This window comes from Akkermansia muciniphila, from assembly GCF_030848305.1.
GTDB classification, from domain to species: Bacteria; Verrucomicrobiota; Verrucomicrobiia; order Verrucomicrobiales; family Akkermansiaceae; genus Akkermansia; species Akkermansia muciniphila_A.
Window position 1 is genome coordinate 630505 of the sequence record NZ_CP114598.1, and the last position, 16464, is coordinate 646968.

Genomic DNA, 16464 nt, shown 5'->3' on the forward strand with positions numbered 1-16464 from the left:
GGCCAAAATCACCCCAGCAGCCCGGCATCCATTCCTTCGTTATATTCCCAGATTCCCTGCTCCGCCATAAACGCGCTCCAGCTGTTGAGCAGCTGTTCAAAATAGGCGGCGTTCACATTGAAATGGTAAAACGTGTGGTCCGCCACATCCAGAAGTTCAAATCGGGAACAGTTCTTCTTTTTTCTCCACAACTCCGCCAGCCTCTCGCTGTTGCGCCACGGCAGAAGCCTGTCTCTTCCTCCATGACTCGCAAACAGGGGAGGCAATCCTCTCTGCACGCGCCGCAGGGGGTTGACGGCATCCCTCTGGTCCGGAGGCATCATGCCGCTCAGTTTAAAAGCGGATTGCGCCGTCAGGTCGCACACGCCGCGGAACAGGGCCACGGCGGCGGGGCCGGGAGGGAGGGGCGCCTTTTTGCGGAACAGGGACCAGCGCGCGGGGTGGTCCGGAAGGGCCACATGCAGGGCCATCAGCCCCCCGGCATCGCTCCCCGCCACAGTAATGCGGGCCGGGTCCAGCCCCAGCAGTGCGGCGTTCTCATACGTCCAGGCCCATGCTTCCCTGCCTTCTTCCAGAATGTCCATGGGCTCCACTTCATAATCGCCGCGCGTGCGGAACATGGGTATAATGCCCACAATGCCCTGCTGTGCAAGATGAAGCGTCCACGGCACAAAATCCCCCAGGCTCTTGCCCACCCACATGCCGCCGTGAAAAAAAAGCACGGAGGGAGCGGACGCGTCCGCACGATGGCCGGGAGGGAAAAAGACATACGCCATCAGCTCCTCCCCGTCTGAAAACCGCCTCCACACAAAGCCGGGCTGTTCCCGCAACAGTTTCCTGTACCGGGCTTCCGCCAAATGATCGGCTTCCGTGAACAATTCCATAAGAACGGCTTCATGATGCAATTGTGTTGCACTCCGCGCAAGTTTGATGTCTAAATAATCGTGTAATGACTTTCCGTTCCATTTTCTCCCTGGCCTGCTGCGCCGCAGCCCTTCTTTCCCCCGCTTCCGCAGCCCCCCGGCCCGGAGACGCCAAACTGAGAGACGACCTGGACGTGGCCTACAATACATGGCGCCTGCACCTGCTGCGCGGCAATTATGACGGCTGGAGGGCCACAACCTCCGCCTACCGCCAGGTGAAAGTGCGCAATCTGGCCGTCTCGGAAAAACGCCCCTTTCCCGCCTCTCTGTTCCGGCAGCCCATGGCTCCCCCCGCGCTCGCTCCTCTGATGTACGTAGGCTCCGTCGTCAACGGCCCTACGGCCGCAGCCACTTATTACGGCAAGGTGGATCTGGGGCTGGGCCAGGAACCAACGGATTCGAACGCCCTGGTGCTGCTGTTCACCCATGAAAACGGAAAATGGAAATATGACCAGGCGCGCTTTTTCAACCTCACCCGCCTGCCCGCCGTCAAAGAACGCCTCAAACGCGGAGACGCCTCCGTGCTGATGGAGCAGGACGGATTCCAGCCCCTTGGAAAAATTCCCGCCGTGCCGCCTGTCTGCCCGCCGCCCAAATACATCGCAAAAATTCTGGTGGACTGCCCCGGCCGCACCGTCCAGGCGAACGTGAACAATATTTCCCTGCATGAATTCGACAACACCCGCCTGGCGGAAGTCATCTCCGGAGGGCTGAGGGACGGGACCAACTCTCTCACGCTGAACTTTTCCGACAGCCCGAACGGAAAAAAAGGCGCCGTACTCGTGGAAGTGTACATCATGCCGGAAACCCCGGGCTACCTGCCCGCCAGGGCTTTTTCCTACTTCGTCCCCCCGCAGGCGCAACCCAAAAGCGGCCCCGTGCTGATTAACGTCACGCCGGAATTGCTGAAGACCATGGAGCCGAAAACTTCTTCCCCGCAGGCAGCCGCCGGCAAATAAAACCGTCATTCTTCAACGTTTCCGTTGCGGGCCCGGTCATACCGCCATATGACAACTCAACCTCAAGTTCAAGGCAGCAGCTCCGCGGTATCCGGCAACTCATGGTGGATGGGTATCCTTGGCGTCATCGAGCTATTTCTTGGCTTCATCGCCCTGGCCTCTCCCTGGATCGTCGGAGCCAGCTTTATTTGGGTAATCGGCATCATGCTGATGGTTCTGGCCGTCGTCCGGCTGATCCAGGTCTTCACCGTTCCCTCCTCACGGGGGTGGAACCTGGTGACGGCCATCCTGTACGGCATCGCCGGCTGGTTCCTGTTCCGGGACCCCAATATTTCCCTGGCTATCACCACGCTCATCATCGGATGGGGCCTGGTTATTGCCGCGGTCTTTCAGGGAGCCATCTGGCTTCAAACCCGTTCCCTGCCCGCCAGCGGGTGGCGGCTGTTCAACGTGATCATCACGCTGATCCTGGGCCTCATGGTCATCTTCGGCTGGCCTGAATCCACGGCATGGTTCATCGGCACCCTGATTGCGGTGGAACTGATTTTCTCCGGGTGGACGCTGCTCCTGTATGCTTTCAGCGGCAATTCCGCCCGCCGTTAATCCAGACGACGACAATGACCCTCACCCAGGAAGAAACCGAACGGTACGCCAGGCATCTTTCCCTTCCGGAACTGGGAGAACAGGGCCAATACAAACTCAAACGGGCGCACGTCGCCCTGACGGGCCTCGGGGGGCTTGGCTCCCCGGCGGCCCTTTATCTTGCCGCCGCAGGCGTGGGGCGCCTGACCCTGATTGACCCGGACGAGGTGTGCCTTTCCAATCTCCAGCGGCAAATCCTGCATGCCACGGATGCGGCGGGCACGGCTAAAACAGCCAGCGCCGCCAGACGCCTTTACGCCCTGAATCCCTCCGTACGCATCAACACGGTCCACAGGCGCCTTACGCCGGATAACGCCGTTTCCCTGCTGAAAGGGTGCGACCTGGTTCTGGACGCTTCAGACAATTACGCGGCGCGCTTCGCCATGGCGGACGCCGCCTGCACCCTGCGCATTCCGCTGGTGTACGGCGCCGTGAAAGGCTTCATCGGGCAGGTGGCCGTCTTCGCCCCCCATCAGGGAACCGCCTGTTACCGCTGCCTCTTCCCGGCAGACACGCCCATGCAGGAAAAAGACACCGCCTCCGCCGCAGGCATTCTGGGCGCGCATGCGGGCATCATCGGCTGCATCCAGGCCATGGAAGCCCTGAAATATCTTGCGGGCATTCCCTCTCCGCTGGTAGGAGCCATGCTCTCCGCGGACACGCGGCGCATGCGCTTCTCCACCATTCCTCTGGCGCCTAATCCCGCGTGCAGATGCCGGACAAGCGGGGGTGCGGAGCCGCAATGAAAAATTGACGGCGACGGCGGCATCTGGCATCATTTCCAACAGGTATGAATCATTTAACACGCGCCAAATCCGTTTTTGAAATGGAGATTGAAGAGCTGCGCGGCGTCCTGTCCCGGCTGGACGACAATTTCAACAAGGCTGTGGACCTCATGTCCCAGGCTCTGGACCGCGGCAACAAGATCGTCATTGTAGGCGTAGGCAAATCCGGCAACATCGGGGCCAAAATCGTCGCTACCCTGAACTCTACGGGAACGCCCACCGTTTTGCTGGATTCCCTGAACGCCCTGCACGGGGATCTGGGCATCGTCCAGGACGGGGATGTCTGCATTGCCATGTCTTTCTCCGGAGAAACCTCGGAGCTGCTGGCCCTGCTCCCCTTCATCAAACGTTTTGAACTGCCCATCATTTCCATGACGGGCAACACGGCCTCCTCCCTGGCCAAATACTCGGACATCGTGCTGGACACGGGCGTTTCCCGGGAAGCCTGCCCGCTGAACCTGGCCCCCACTTCCAGCACCACGGCCATGCTCGTCATGGGAGACGCCCTCGCCATGGCTCTGGTGGAAGCGCGCCACTTCACCGCGCGGGACTTCGCCAAACGCCACCCCGGCGGCTCGCTGGGACGCGCCCTGCTCACCCGGGTGAGCGACATCATGCGCCGCGGGGAAGAAATGGCCATGCTTCCGGAAACCGCCTCCGTGAACGACTGCCTGAAAGCGATGACCACGGCCCACGCCGGCGCCTGCGTCCTGCTGACGGCGGACCGCAAACTGGCCGGCATCTTCACCCACGGAGACTTTGTCCGGGCATACGGGGCCAATCCCCTCATCGGAGAACAGCCCGTCAGCGGATTCATGACCCGCAATCCCATTTACGTCATGGAAGAAGACCTGGCCGCTGAAGCGGCGAAGGCCGTGAGCAACCGCCGCATTGACGACCTGGTGGTGCTCAATGCGGAAATGACTCCCGTGGGCATCATTGACCTCCAGGACCTTGCCAGGCTGAAACTGGTTTAAGCCCTCCCTTTCCCATTCCTTTCAGGCATCCGTGATTCAAAAGTAACAAATCAGTCACGGATGCCTTTTTCATTGAACGGAAGCTTCCGTTTCCACAATCTTAATTCCATAAACATGTTCCTGAAATTTACCATCGCCCTGCTTGCCTGCACCTGGGGCTTTTCCTGCGCACAGGACATCTCCGGCCCGGAGGAAAATCCCAATGCTCCCGCTGCGGAGGAAGCCTCGCGGGAAGTCCCTCTTCCGGACGGGAAAACGGTTCCCAAATTCGAACCCCTGGATGAGCACCGCATCAAAATCGGCCATGTGATTGTCAACCACAAGGAGCGCACCGTCAGTTTTCAGGCCCAGGTCAACATGAAGGAAGGAATTCTGGAATACGTCTGCTGCATGCCCAACGGCAAGTTGCATGAATCCCTGCTGGTGACGGAAGCGGATCCCCTGCATATCAGCCTGGGAATGACGCTGCTCAAATTCCGCCGTTTTGAAAAATTTTTCCCGGTGAGGGATGAAAATTTTGAATGGCTGCCCTTCACGGAACCCAAGCCGGAGGACTACGCAGACGCCTACGTGCAGATTGTCATGACCTATACGGAAAACGGCAGGGAACAGAAAAGCGATTTTTCCGACATCGTCGTAAACTCACAAACGCGGAAGGGCCTGAATCCCAGCGACTGGCTTTACACCAACTCCTTCTTTTACGAAGGCGCCTACCAGGCCAGCCTGAGCGGGGAAGTAATCTCCATTTTCGCGAGCCGTACCTCCCCCATCAACTACATCGGAGACTTCCATGACGGCGTCAACGACACGGGCTGGATCGTCAACCCGAAGAAAAACCTGTCTCTGGGCACGAACGTTACCATCACCATTTCCCAGAAACCGGTTCAACCCAGGCAATAACACTTTATGTTCAAATCCGTACTTTCACTAACGCTGGCCGCCGCGCTGGGCACAGCCTCCTTCGGACAGACCACCCTGACGGCCGTGCCCGGAGAAGCGGCCTCCGCCAAATACGCCTCCATCAGCCAGGAAATCCTGCGCGCCATTGAAAAAGGGAACGAATACCTGAAAACCAGGCAGAACCCGGAAGGCTACTGGGCCCAGCCGTCCTACCCTGCTCTGACGGCCCTGGCGGTCACCGCCTACATGCGCGACCCCGCCAACCAGGGCAAGCCCCTTCCGGAATACATCCGGAAGGGATATGACTTCATCCTGAAATCCCAGAAAGAGGACGGCTCCATCTTCAACCGCGGCATGTCCTCCTACAACACTGCGGTATGCATGATGGCGCTGCTGGCCGCCAACAAGGAGGAATACGCCCCCGCCATCCTCAAGGGCCGCGCCTACCTCATCAAGCAGCAAAACCATTTTGCTCCGGACAACCCCTACAACGGCGGCATCGGCTACGGGGATAAAAAAGCCCCTCCCATTGCAGACCTTTCCAACACCTCCCTGGCCCTGGAAGCCATTTACTACTCCCAGAAGCTCGCCAAAGACGGCAAATACGGGGAACAGCCGGATCTGGACTGGAACGCCGCCACGGAATTCATCAACCGCTGCCAGCAAAACCCGGCCGTCAACAAGGAACCCTGGGTCTCCAGCGACAAATCCCAGCTCGGAGGCTTCGTGTACCGCCCGGGCGTCTCCAGCGCCAGGGACAACAAAAGCGCCGCGTTTGACAAGACGGAATCGCCCAAGGCCTACGGCAGCATGACGTACGCGGGCATGCAGTCCCTCATTTACGCCAATGTGGACAGGAACGATCCCCGCGTCAAACTGGCCCTCAAATGGCTGGAAAACAGCTACAATCTGGATGAAAACCCCGGCATGGGCGTCCAAGGCCTGTACTACTACTACCAGGCCATGTCCAAAACGCTCAGCGCCATGGGAATAGACACCCTGACGCTGGAAGACGGCCGCAAGGTGGACTGGCGGGATGAACTGGCCAACAAGCTCATCTCCATCCAGAAAAGCGACGGCTCCTGGGTAAACACCAACAACCGCTGGTGGGAGGCGGATCCCATTCTGGTGACTTCCTACTGCGTGCTGGCTCTGGAACAGCTTTACCATTCCATTCCCCGGTAACGGACCGCTTCATCCCGACTTCAAGGGCCGGAGAGGGAGGAAATGACCTCCTTTTCCGGCCTTTCCCATGCCCGGAAATGAACGTCCCATGGAATAAAAGGGTCTTTTCTTCAACCATTTCAAATCCATGGACACCATTGATTCCATTACCATGATTGCGGCGGCGTGGGGGTTGCTGGTCCTTCGGCTGACGCTGGCCCTGATCCTGTGGCCGCACGGAGCCCAGAAAGTGCTGGGCTGGTTCGGGGGAGCGGGCTGGGACGGCACGTACCAGGCTTTCACGGAAAAGATGGGCATACCCCCCTTCCTGGCCAAGGTGGCCATGCTGACGGAATTCTTCGCCCCTATCTGCCTGGTGCTGGGAGTCTTCACCAGGATAGCGGCGCTTGCGGTCATCATCATGATGGCCGTCGCCATGACCAAGCACGTTAAAAACGGTTACTTTGCCAACTGGTCCGGTAAAAAAACCGGGGAAGGGGTGGAATTCCACCTGCTCTATGCCGGCTCCGCCCTGGCGCTGCTGCTGACCGGTCCCGGCCCGTGGTCCGTGGATGCCTGGTGCATGGACATCGTGCACGTTATCTTCGGCTGACGGGGGCAGAGCATCCCCGGCTGGGCATAGGACATAATTTCCGGTTCTCAAATCCTCTGTATTCCGGTATTTATGGGGAGGCTTTCTTTTGCCCTGTTAACCCTTCCCGCCATGACCAGCCATAAACGCTTGAAACTCCGGCAGTGCACCAACTGCGAATGCGTCATTAACGGAGTATGGAAATGGGTGGAGGAATGCGCCCGCGCGGCGGCTGAGGAAGAACCCGCCATGCGCGGCATTCTGGACGACGTCTGCCTTTCCCGCAATTCCCTGGCCACTTCCATCTCGGCGCGGCTGGCACGCAAGCTCTCCCGCCGGGACATGCCGCGGGAGCTGATTGAGCCCCTTATCCGGGAAGCGCTGGCGGAAGACCAGAACATCCTCAGCCAAATCGCCCAGGACCTGATCGCCATCGTGGACCGGGATCCCGCCTGCCGTACGCCGCTGGAACCCCTGCTTTTTTACAAGGGGTTCCACGCCATCACCACGTACCGCATTTCCCATTGGCTGTGGCAACATGACCGGACGATCATGGCCCTTCAGTTCCAGAGCCTGGCCAGTGAAGTATTTGCGGTGGACATTCATCCGGCGGCTACCATCGGCTGCGGCATCCTGCTGGACCACGCCACCAGTTTCGTAGTGGGGGAAACCGCCATCATCCGGGATAACGTCTCCATCCTGCATGAAGTCACGCTGGGCGGCACAGGCAAGGAGGAAGGAGACCGCCATCCCATTGTGGAATCCGGAGTTCTTATCGGCGCGGGGGCTAAAATACTGGGGCGCGTCACCATCGGCGCCTGCGCCAAAATCGCAGCCAGCTCCGTTGTTCTGGAAAATGTCCCTCCCCATACCACGGTAGCGGGCGTACCCGCCGTTATCGTCAACGACTCCATTCCGGACAATCCCGCGCTGGACATGAACCAGTGCCTTTGCAACTGAATAGATAACGGATTAGAAATCCGTCACTTACAGCAAAAAACGAATTAAATCCGCAACTCCGCGAACATCAGCGGGAAAGGTAAATTCTGAAAAGACCAGACATAATATAATAGTTTCAACATCAATGCATTGAAATTCTCAATGCGCTTATTTTGAATATTTTGAGTTGAGACCGGATTTCTAATTCGCATACTGCACGGGATATGCGTTTAAGATTACCCCTCTCTCTAAGGTCTGCTTTGCTTGCATGCAGCGTCCTGTTTACAACCGTGGCTTCCGCCTCCGTTTCAGACGGAAACCTCGGCAATGTCATGTACATAGGGGACTCCATCACCCATGGCGTCAACAGCGGCTCCTGGCGCTGGGCCATGCACAAAATTTTCACGGACAACGGCATCAGCTATACTGAAAAAGGCATCATGACCGGCAATTTCAGCGGGGGCGTAGCCGCTGGCGCCTCTTACGGCGGTAAGATTTTCCAGAATATCCATTCCTCTGCGGCTTCCGCAAGAACTTATGAAATCGCCGGAAGAGCGAACGGCAGCAATTACGGACGATTTGACGGGTCCAACATCAAAAACTGGCTGGGCCTGAGCACGGAAAAGACCAAGGGAGGAACCTATGCAGGCCAGACTTTTACCGGGGCCGATAAACCGGACACGTTTTTCCTGCTCTCCGGGACCAACGATCTCCTTTCCGACGGCGATAATAATTTGCTGCTCTATCGTCTGGATGGAGTTTCCTCCCTTTTGCTGGGCGACATGGATTCCATCGTCTCTTCCATCCGTACCGCCAACAGCCAAGCAAGCATTTTAGTGATGACCATTCCCTGCTGGACGCAACATTCCAACGGGAACCTGGCTGAAACGCACCAGGCCGTAGCCTCCTACAACGAATCCCTGAAAAAATGGGGGGCGAATAACGCCGCCAATGGCGTCAAGGTCATCGACATCAACGCAGGCATCATCGATGTAGCTTCCTCTACGCCGTTCTACGGGGTTCGCTCCATGTTCAACAATCCCACGGCGGACGGGCTGCACCCGAATGCCCAAGGCGACCTCCTGATGGCAGGCAACCTGGCCAAAGGCATGGGCTATGCCGGGCGGTCAGCCGGGCAGGAAAGGAAAGCCGCCCATGAGCTGGAGGTCAACTTCGGACAAAGCCCTTCCATCACCCAACAGACGCTGGAGGCCAACGGCTTCACCGCCAATAACGTTACCGTCTCCAACAATACGGTCAACTTCAATAAATCCGGCAACAGCTCCCTGACCTATAACTGGGGAGCCGCCCAAGGACAGGACAAAGGCTACACGGTAGATTTCACTCTGCGCCTGGGCAACGGGGCCACGGGCGGCTGGGACACCACAAACAATTTCTCCCTGAACCTGGGAAACGGAACGCTGAACATTAATGAAGCGTATATCCAATGGGGCAGCACCATTCTTTATTCCAAAGACATGTCCGCCAATGCGGACTCCATCCGCGTAGCCTACGTGGCGGGAGACCGCGCCAACGGCCTGGACGCGGGCTATTACATCTGGCTGGGGGATGTTCTCATCGGGGAAGCGCAGACGGCAGCGGGGGGAAGTTCTTCCGGCCTCACGTTCAGCTATTCCGGCACGCTGGACGCCATCCTGTCCAATCTGGCTTTGGACGGTTCCCTTTCCTACGCCCCCTCTACCACCGGCATCACTGGCCCGGAATCTCTTTATCTGGCAAATGGCGCGTCTCCCTCCACTCTCAAACCGGGCATGATTGAATGGACTGCGGGAACCGCCGCCACCGCCGTAGCCACTGCCGGAACCAATGCCACGTATAATGTCCGTAACACAACCAATTCCAACATTGCCAGTATTACGGGCACGGGAAGCACCAAATTCATTTACGCCAATAACGGCGCTTACGGCAGCGCGGGTAACCGTCAGGACCTGTGGGTGACGCTGGGAGCGGGAACCAGCAGCACCAACGGCTGGATAGGCGGCCATACAACGGGAGACCTGTACGGTGACATCCACCTGCGCCTGGCGGAAGGGGCCATCGGCAAATCCACGGTATTCGGCGTTGTGAACGCCGGAACCGTTCACGGGGACATTTACCTGGAATTCTCCTCATCCACCGGGGTTTACGATACTTCCTTCACCACCGGAGAAGCGGACCGCACCTCCGTGGCGGGATCCTATGCCTCCGCCGTGAACGGGGACATCACCATGGTGTTCAATGACGGCGTATTCTCCCACCGCATTTTCGGAGGCTTTTACACGGGAAATAAAACCATCTCCGGCTCCGCCTCCCTTTTCATCAATGGCGGAACGTTCATGAATGAAATTTACGCTGGGAACAAGACGGACGGCACCATTTCCCGGGGAACCAGCCTGACCGTCACGGGCACGGACGCCATTCTGGGAAAGGCTGACGGGGATAACTGGACGTGGACACTTCTGTGCGGAGGCAATAAAACCAGCGGCACCATCAACGGAGGCACCACGATCACCCTGAAAGATATCGCCGCCACTACCGGAGCCGGAACCGAACATCAGTTCGACAAATACGCCGGCATCATCGACGGCAAGGGAGCCGGGACGGTGAACGGGGAGAAGAAGCTCGTCTTTGACAACTACGCCGCCAGCTTCCTGGGAACGCTTCAGAATTTTGACAAAGTACAAATTACCGGGAATTCGGATCTCTCGCTGGACAAATCCCTGGGGAATACCGTCACCTCCCTGTCCGTGGACGCAGGTTCCACCCTCCGGTTCAACCGGGACCAGGACGCCACGCTGGACATCACTAACAACGGCACAATCCGCACCTCGCACAACCTGACCCTCAAATCCGCAGACACCGGAACCGGGACCTATCAGGTGGAAGGAGGAACGCTGGACCTGGCCGGGCAGGCCGTCTCCGGGAAAATATCCCTCTCCGCGGGGGCGCTCGCCAATACGGCGGGACTGGGAGCCAAGAGCGTTTCCGTCTCCGGCATCACCGGGAACGTCAACCTGGGCGGACTGGACGGCAGCAAGCTGAACTCCATTAACATGGGCAGCGGTACAGGAACCATTTCCGGCCTGACGGGCCATGCGGACCTGTCCGGTTCCGACACGCAATTGAGGCTTTCCGCCGCCAACATGGGCGCGGACGGCACGGGAATCATCCAGTTCAATGACGCGGACAATGCCAGCTTGACGCTGGGCAAGCTGACCCTGACCCTGACGGCGGATGCCGTGGCGCTCCTCGCCGCTCCAGGGGACTACTCTTTCCACGTCACCAACGCCGCCCTGCACGCGGATACCAACCACATTACGCTGAGCGAATACAACGGCATGGCGTGGGACATTACCCGGACGGAAGGCGGCCAGGTAATCATCTCCTTCGGCCAGTTGCTGGACGCCATGGTCATTGACAAGGGAGCTTCCAAAAACGTCACCTCCGCAAACACTCTGGCAGCAACTCCCAGCGTCACCAACAACGGAACGCTGAACATTGACCTGTCCGCGGCCACCGCGCCGGAAAACAAAACCACCATCATCCGCTACCTGGCCGGCACGGAAGCCGATGCCGTCGTGAATACGGGGACGGACAGCGACGTGATCATCACGCTTCTGAATGAAACCTCTGCAGATCCGGACAAACCGGGCAACACCGCTTACGCGGGTTCCATTGAAGGAGCGGCGCAGCTCGTCAAGGACGGGGAACAGAGGCTGACCGTTGACGGCAGGGTAACCGCCTCCGCTCTGGACGTGCAACAGGGAGAACTCGCGCTCCAGAACACGAAGGAAAGTTCCATCATCTCCGGCGCCCTGAACGTGGAACAGGATGCCGCGCTGACGCTGAACGCTGCCTCCCTGGCCGCCGGGGATCTGGCGGGCTCCGGCTCCATCACCCTGAACGGGGGCGCCCTGCTCTCCATCGCCAGGGACACTCTTTCAGACCTGACGCTCCACGCAAGCGTCACCGGCTCCGGCACCCTGAAACTGGACAACTGCAACCTGATTCTGGGTACGGACAACAATCTGGGCGAAGACGTGCTGCTCCATCTGGGGGGCGGCAGCCTGCGTCTGCAGGACGGCTCCGCGATCGCGCTGGAAGGGCTCCACCAGGAGCAGGAGAACGGCGCGCTCCACCTGGGGGCCGACGGACGTCTGGAACTGGCCTCCAACGACGGAAAAACCTACTCCTTCAAAGGGGATATCACCGGCACGGGAGCCATTACCCACCGGGGCGAAGGCACGCAGATCATCCTTTCCTCCGGCAACGCAGGCGTGGACGTCAGCCATACCCGGACCGGCGGTCATCTCGTTCTGGGAGACAAGGATCTGGCAGCAAACGGCCTCATGACCTACAGGGATATTTTCATCGGCAGCAACACCCGGGACGCCTCCGACCTGGACGCCACGGCAGACCTCTCCCTGATGAATAATACCACGGCCAACACGCTTTCCATCGCCTCCAACGGCAAACTGTACCTGGGCGGCAATCCCAACCAGAGGGCCGTTCAGCTCGTGTTGACCGGCAACAACGGCGGCGTGGCGGCCGCTCTGGCCTCCGGCGCTTCCCTGGACCTCACCGTCAATACGGAAACGCTGACCAATAGCGCAGACAACGCCTGGGCCGCCTTGAAGGCGGAAAACGGCTCCATCCGCATCAACGGAACGGATCCGTCCATTAACGTCAACATTTACGGCCTGGGCGCCGCCGGAGACTGGGCCATCCTGCCGGAATTCACCGTTAACGCCTTCTATGCGGAAAACGGACTGGTCACGGCGGACGGGGAAACCTGGACGGAGGACATGGTGAACCTGACCTATGCCGGCTTCGCCAACCTTGTCTATGACATCAGCAAGAAACTCTCCGACGACGGCAAGCTGTTCCAGGTCCACTTCACCAAGCAGGGAGACAGCCCGCTGAAAGACTTCGCCTCCACGGGCAACCAGCAGGGCGCGGCGGACAGTCTGTGGGCCGTCACCTCCTCACCGGAAAACATCACTCCGGACATGATGGAATTCCTTAACGCCATGGGCAACGCCCAGGCCATGGGGAATGCGGAAGCTATCCGGTCAGCCCTTTCCTCCTATGCGGGCAGCGGCATTACCGCCCTGCATTCCGCCCAGAAGGGAGCCCTCCGGGACCAGGTGCTTCACCTGCGCAACCGCCTCTCCCAAATGGGAGTCTCCCCGCAGTACATTCACGATGACCTGCCCGGCTTCAACGCCTGGATTGAAGGGGAAGGCGGCTACCGCAGGCTGGATGACCGGACGGACGAATCAGGCTACAAGCTCAGCACCTGGGGCGGCACCTTCGGCTTTGACGTAACGTGCAGCGACAGCTTCGTATGGGGGGCGGCCTTCTCCGCCAGCTATGGCGACCTGGACGCCTACATGGCGAACGGAGACCTGGATTCCTACTACGGCAATCTGTTCTTCCGCATCCAGTCGGGCCGCTGGGCGCACAACATCATCCTCACCTGCGGATGGAACGACGCTTCCCTGGACCGCACCGCGGGAATCCCCGGAGCCGGCATGTACACCATGCACGGCAGCACCAGCGGCAGCAGCTACGGCGCCTTCTATGAAGGCACGTATGACCTGTACCTGAATGAGAACAACACTTCCGCGCTCCAGCCTCTGGTGAATGCCTCCGTGTACAGGAGCCGGATAGACGGCTTTACGGAATCCGGCGGCCTGGGCATGAACGTGGATGACATGGACTCCACCTTCGGAACCGTGGGACTGGGCGCAAGGCTCCGCGGAGAACTACCCGCCAACCTGACGGGCCGCGCCTCCCTGGGTGAACTGCGGGTGCAGGTTGTCCAGCTTCTGGGCGACCGGGACACCGCAGCCGTCCTGGCACCCGCCGGCATACCCGGCGCAGGGTTCCGCGTAAACGGAGCCAGGGAAGGAGCCACCGGCGTGCAGGTCGGAGCCGGAATCACCATTCCGGTGGGTTATACCGGCTCCGTCTTTGCAGACGTCAATGCGGACTTTCGCAGCCGCGCCAACAGCTTCAACGGAAGCATCGGCTACAGGCTGACCTTCTGACCGACTTCTTCAGGAGTATGTATCAACGGAAGCATCGCGGCCATGCCGCGGTGCTTTCTTGTTTACGGCGGGCCCTCCTGCTCAGGCACGGCCTTTCCGCGGAACTCGGGACGGGTCCTTCATCTGCCCGTCTCCTTCAATAACATACTTGTAGGAAGTAAGTTCCCGCAAAGCCATTGGCCCCCGGGCATGAAATTTGTCCGTACCGATGCCTATTTCCGCCCCGAAGCCGAATTCCTCCCCGTCGCTGAACCGCGTGGAACAATTATGGTAAACGCACGCGCTGTCCACCCGGTTCATAAAATAATCGCGCGCCCGTTCATCCTCCGTAATGATGGAATCACTGTGGTGGGAGCCGTAATGGTTAATGTGCTCCACGGCATCACGGACGCCGTCCACCACTTTCACGGAAAGAATCAGGTCTTCATATTCCGTGGACCAATCCTCTTCCTCTGCCGGAATGGCTTCCGGATCAAAAAACGGGCGGCTTCGCTCACACACGCGGCATTCCACGCCGCGCAGGCGCATGCGTTCCGCCGCCATCGGCAGGAACCGCTCTGCCGCGGCAGCGTCCACCAGCAGGGTTTCCGCCGCATTGCATACGCCGGGCCTCTGCGTTTTAGCGTCATCCAACACGTTCACGGCCATCTCTAAATCCGCCGCCGCATCCACATACACATGGCAAACGCCGTCCAGATGCTTCAGCACGGGAACCCTGGCGTACTCCGTCACGGCGCGGATCAGCCCCTTTCCACCCCTGGGAATAATCACGTTCAGGAAAGAATCCAGCCCGCACAACTGCCGCACCTCATCACGGCTGCCGGAATCCAGAAGCTGCACGGCGTCCGCGGGAACGGCGGACTCCTTCAGCGCGGCGCGCAGAACCTCCGCCAGCGCCCGGTTGGTCCGCAGAGACTCGCTTCCGCCGCGCAGAATAACGGCATTCCCGGACTTCAGGCACAGGGCGGCGGCATCGCAGGTGACGGTGCCGCGGCTCTCGTAAATAAAACCGATGACCCCCAGGGGAACGCGCACCTGGCGGATATGCAACCCGTTGGGGCGCATCCATTCCCGGATGCATTCGCCCACGGGATCAGGGAGGGCCGCCACCTGTTCCATGCCGCGGGCCATGTGTTCCACACGCTCCGGAGTCAGGAGCAGCCTGTCCAGAAACGCGGCATTGTGGCCGCCTTTCCGGGCCTCTTCCATATCAAGGCCGTTCTCCCGTACAATCTTTTCCGCGGCGTTCCGAACGCCTGCGGCCATCAGGCGCAGGGCCAGCGCCTTCTCTTCCGGCTCCAGGGCAAGCAACTCCCGTGAGGCCGCCAGCGCGGCCCGTCCCGCCGGTTCAAGAGAATTCTCCATCTTCATAGTTTTATCCCTTCGGCACAAAATATGTTCCGGCTCCTTCCGCCTTCCCCTCCAGCAGCAGCGCAATGCGTTCCGGATGACGGCCATGCAGCATGTAAACGCCCGTCCCCGCATTCACGGCCTCCCGGACAGCCTGGAGCTTGGCGCTCATGCCGCCCATGGAAAAGCGCCCCCGGTCCTCTTCCGCGAACGCCAGCACGGCATCCACGTCCTCCACCCGGGGAATGATGGCCTTCCGCTTTCCTCCGGGGGGATACAGGCCGTCCACGCTCGTCAGAATGAACAGCGCGTCAGCCTCCACCAGACGCGCGATGTGCACGGAAAGAATATCGTTATCCCCAAATTTCAGCTCTTCCACGGATACGGTGTCGTTCTCATTCACAATCGGGATGATGCCGCCGTGCTCAAACAGGCGCAGCACCGTAGCCTGCACATTGCCACGGCGGCGTTTCAAATCCTCCGCCGTCAGCAGAAGCTGGGCCACATCTACGTTAAAGTGGTTGAAAAGATTCTCATATGCCTGCATCAGCCGCGTCTGCCCTACGGCGGCGCACGCCTGTTTCAAGGACAGCTCCTGAGGATAGGACGGAAGACCCAGGACGGACACGCCGGCCCCTACAGCGCCGGAGCTGACCAGAACCACCTGATGCCCCTGCTGCATCAGCCCCGCCAGGGCGCTTACCAAATGCACGATGGAAGAACCGTCCAATGTCCCATTCTCACGGGTCAACACGCCCGTACCTACTTTAATTACGATTTTCATGTATTTCCGCCGCTTATAATACAACAATTCCTTTTCCCAAAAAAAGCGGAAAACGCGTCTTTTCCGCTCTAACCCGCGAAAGCGCCGGACGCAAAAAACGGAAGGACTTCTCCCCTCTTTACAGGGATAAAAAAGGATCATCCCCTCCGCTTGACAGGCCGCCGGCGCGGGTGAAATGCTCCGTCCCGGACAATACCCGGGCAACCAAGAAAACCGGAGCCAGACGAAACCGCGGAACAGGAATGAAGCTGGCCGTCCAACATGTTTTCCTCCGGCTTTATTCCCTAAATCGCCATACATGCCGGCGAGCGCGCCGTAAAACCGGGGCAGCATGCGCGGCGCTTCCATCTTCAAGGCTTTTCCCCGGTCCGGAACTGGCGCGGGAGACGCATTTTA

General features: G+C 59.4%; 12 protein-coding genes. 9 read left to right on the forward strand and 3 right to left on the reverse strand.

The features are described from left to right. Window positions 1–8: 8 nt before the first annotated feature. Complete coding sequence (locus O4G22_RS02835) at window positions 9–884, reverse strand: alpha/beta hydrolase (RefSeq protein ID WP_306702109.1); 876 nt, start codon at window positions 882–884, stop codon at window positions 9–11. A gap of 65 nt (window positions 885–949) precedes the next feature. Here O4G22_RS02835 and O4G22_RS02840 point away from each other — a divergent pair, with 65 nt between their 5' ends. The 9 genes from O4G22_RS02840 to O4G22_RS02880 all read left to right on the forward strand — a co-directional run bounded on the left by O4G22_RS02840 (window position 950) and on the right by O4G22_RS02880 (window position 13934). Then, window positions 950–1882, forward strand: a complete 933-nt coding sequence (locus O4G22_RS02840; RefSeq protein WP_297545635.1) for a hypothetical protein — start codon at window positions 950–952, stop codon at window positions 1880–1882. A gap of 48 nt (window positions 1883–1930) precedes the next feature. Further along, window positions 1931–2485: an HdeD family acid-resistance protein gene (locus tag O4G22_RS02845; protein ID WP_094136903.1), complete on the forward strand. Its 555-nt coding sequence runs from the start codon at window positions 1931–1933 to the stop codon at window positions 2483–2485. 14 nt (window positions 2486–2499) lie between these two features. Beyond that, window positions 2500–3270 carry a HesA/MoeB/ThiF family protein gene (locus O4G22_RS02850; protein ID WP_306702110.1) on the forward strand — a complete coding sequence of 257 codons (771 nt, stop codon included), beginning with the start codon at window positions 2500–2502 and terminating at the stop codon, window positions 3268–3270. A gap of 44 nt (window positions 3271–3314) precedes the next feature. After that, window positions 3315–4286, forward strand: coding sequence for a KpsF/GutQ family sugar-phosphate isomerase (locus O4G22_RS02855; protein ID WP_046436727.1), 972 nt, complete (start codon window positions 3315–3317; stop codon window positions 4284–4286). A 114-nt stretch (window positions 4287–4400) separates the two neighbouring features. Continuing rightward, window positions 4401–5186: a YdjY domain-containing protein gene (locus O4G22_RS02860; protein WP_306702111.1), complete on the forward strand. Its 786-nt coding sequence runs from the start codon at window positions 4401–4403 to the stop codon at window positions 5184–5186. A gap of 6 nt (window positions 5187–5192) precedes the next feature. Continuing rightward, window positions 5193–6371 (forward strand): prenyltransferase/squalene oxidase repeat-containing protein, encoded by a 1179-nt coding sequence (locus O4G22_RS02865; RefSeq protein ID WP_306702112.1) that lies wholly within the window; start codon window positions 5193–5195, stop codon window positions 6369–6371. Window positions 6372–6498: 127 nt separating this feature from the next. Then, the gene (locus O4G22_RS02870; RefSeq protein WP_218823933.1) at window positions 6499–6963 is read left to right on the forward strand and encodes a DoxX family protein; all 465 of its coding nucleotides are present in this window, start codon (window positions 6499–6501) and stop codon (window positions 6961–6963) included. 111 nt (window positions 6964–7074) lie between these two features. After that, complete coding sequence (gene cysE / locus O4G22_RS02875) at window positions 7075–7902, forward strand: serine O-acetyltransferase (protein WP_094136991.1); 828 nt, start codon at window positions 7075–7077, stop codon at window positions 7900–7902. Window positions 7903–8105: 203 nt separating this feature from the next. Further along, the gene (locus tag O4G22_RS02880) at window positions 8106–13934 is read left to right on the forward strand and encodes an autotransporter domain-containing protein (protein WP_306702113.1); all 5829 of its coding nucleotides are present in this window, start codon (window positions 8106–8108) and stop codon (window positions 13932–13934) included. A gap of 81 nt (window positions 13935–14015) precedes the next feature. Here O4G22_RS02880 and O4G22_RS02885 read toward each other — a convergent pair whose 3' ends face one another. Beyond that, window positions 14016–15299 (reverse strand): glutamate-5-semialdehyde dehydrogenase, encoded by a 1284-nt coding sequence (locus O4G22_RS02885; RefSeq protein ID WP_306713925.1) that lies wholly within the window; start codon window positions 15297–15299, stop codon window positions 14016–14018. Window positions 15300–15309: 10 nt separating this feature from the next. Beyond that, the gene (gene proB / locus O4G22_RS02890; RefSeq protein ID WP_306702115.1) at window positions 15310–16068 is read right to left on the reverse strand and encodes a glutamate 5-kinase; all 759 of its coding nucleotides are present in this window, start codon (window positions 16066–16068) and stop codon (window positions 15310–15312) included. Between the last annotated feature and the right edge of the window lie 396 nt (window positions 16069–16464).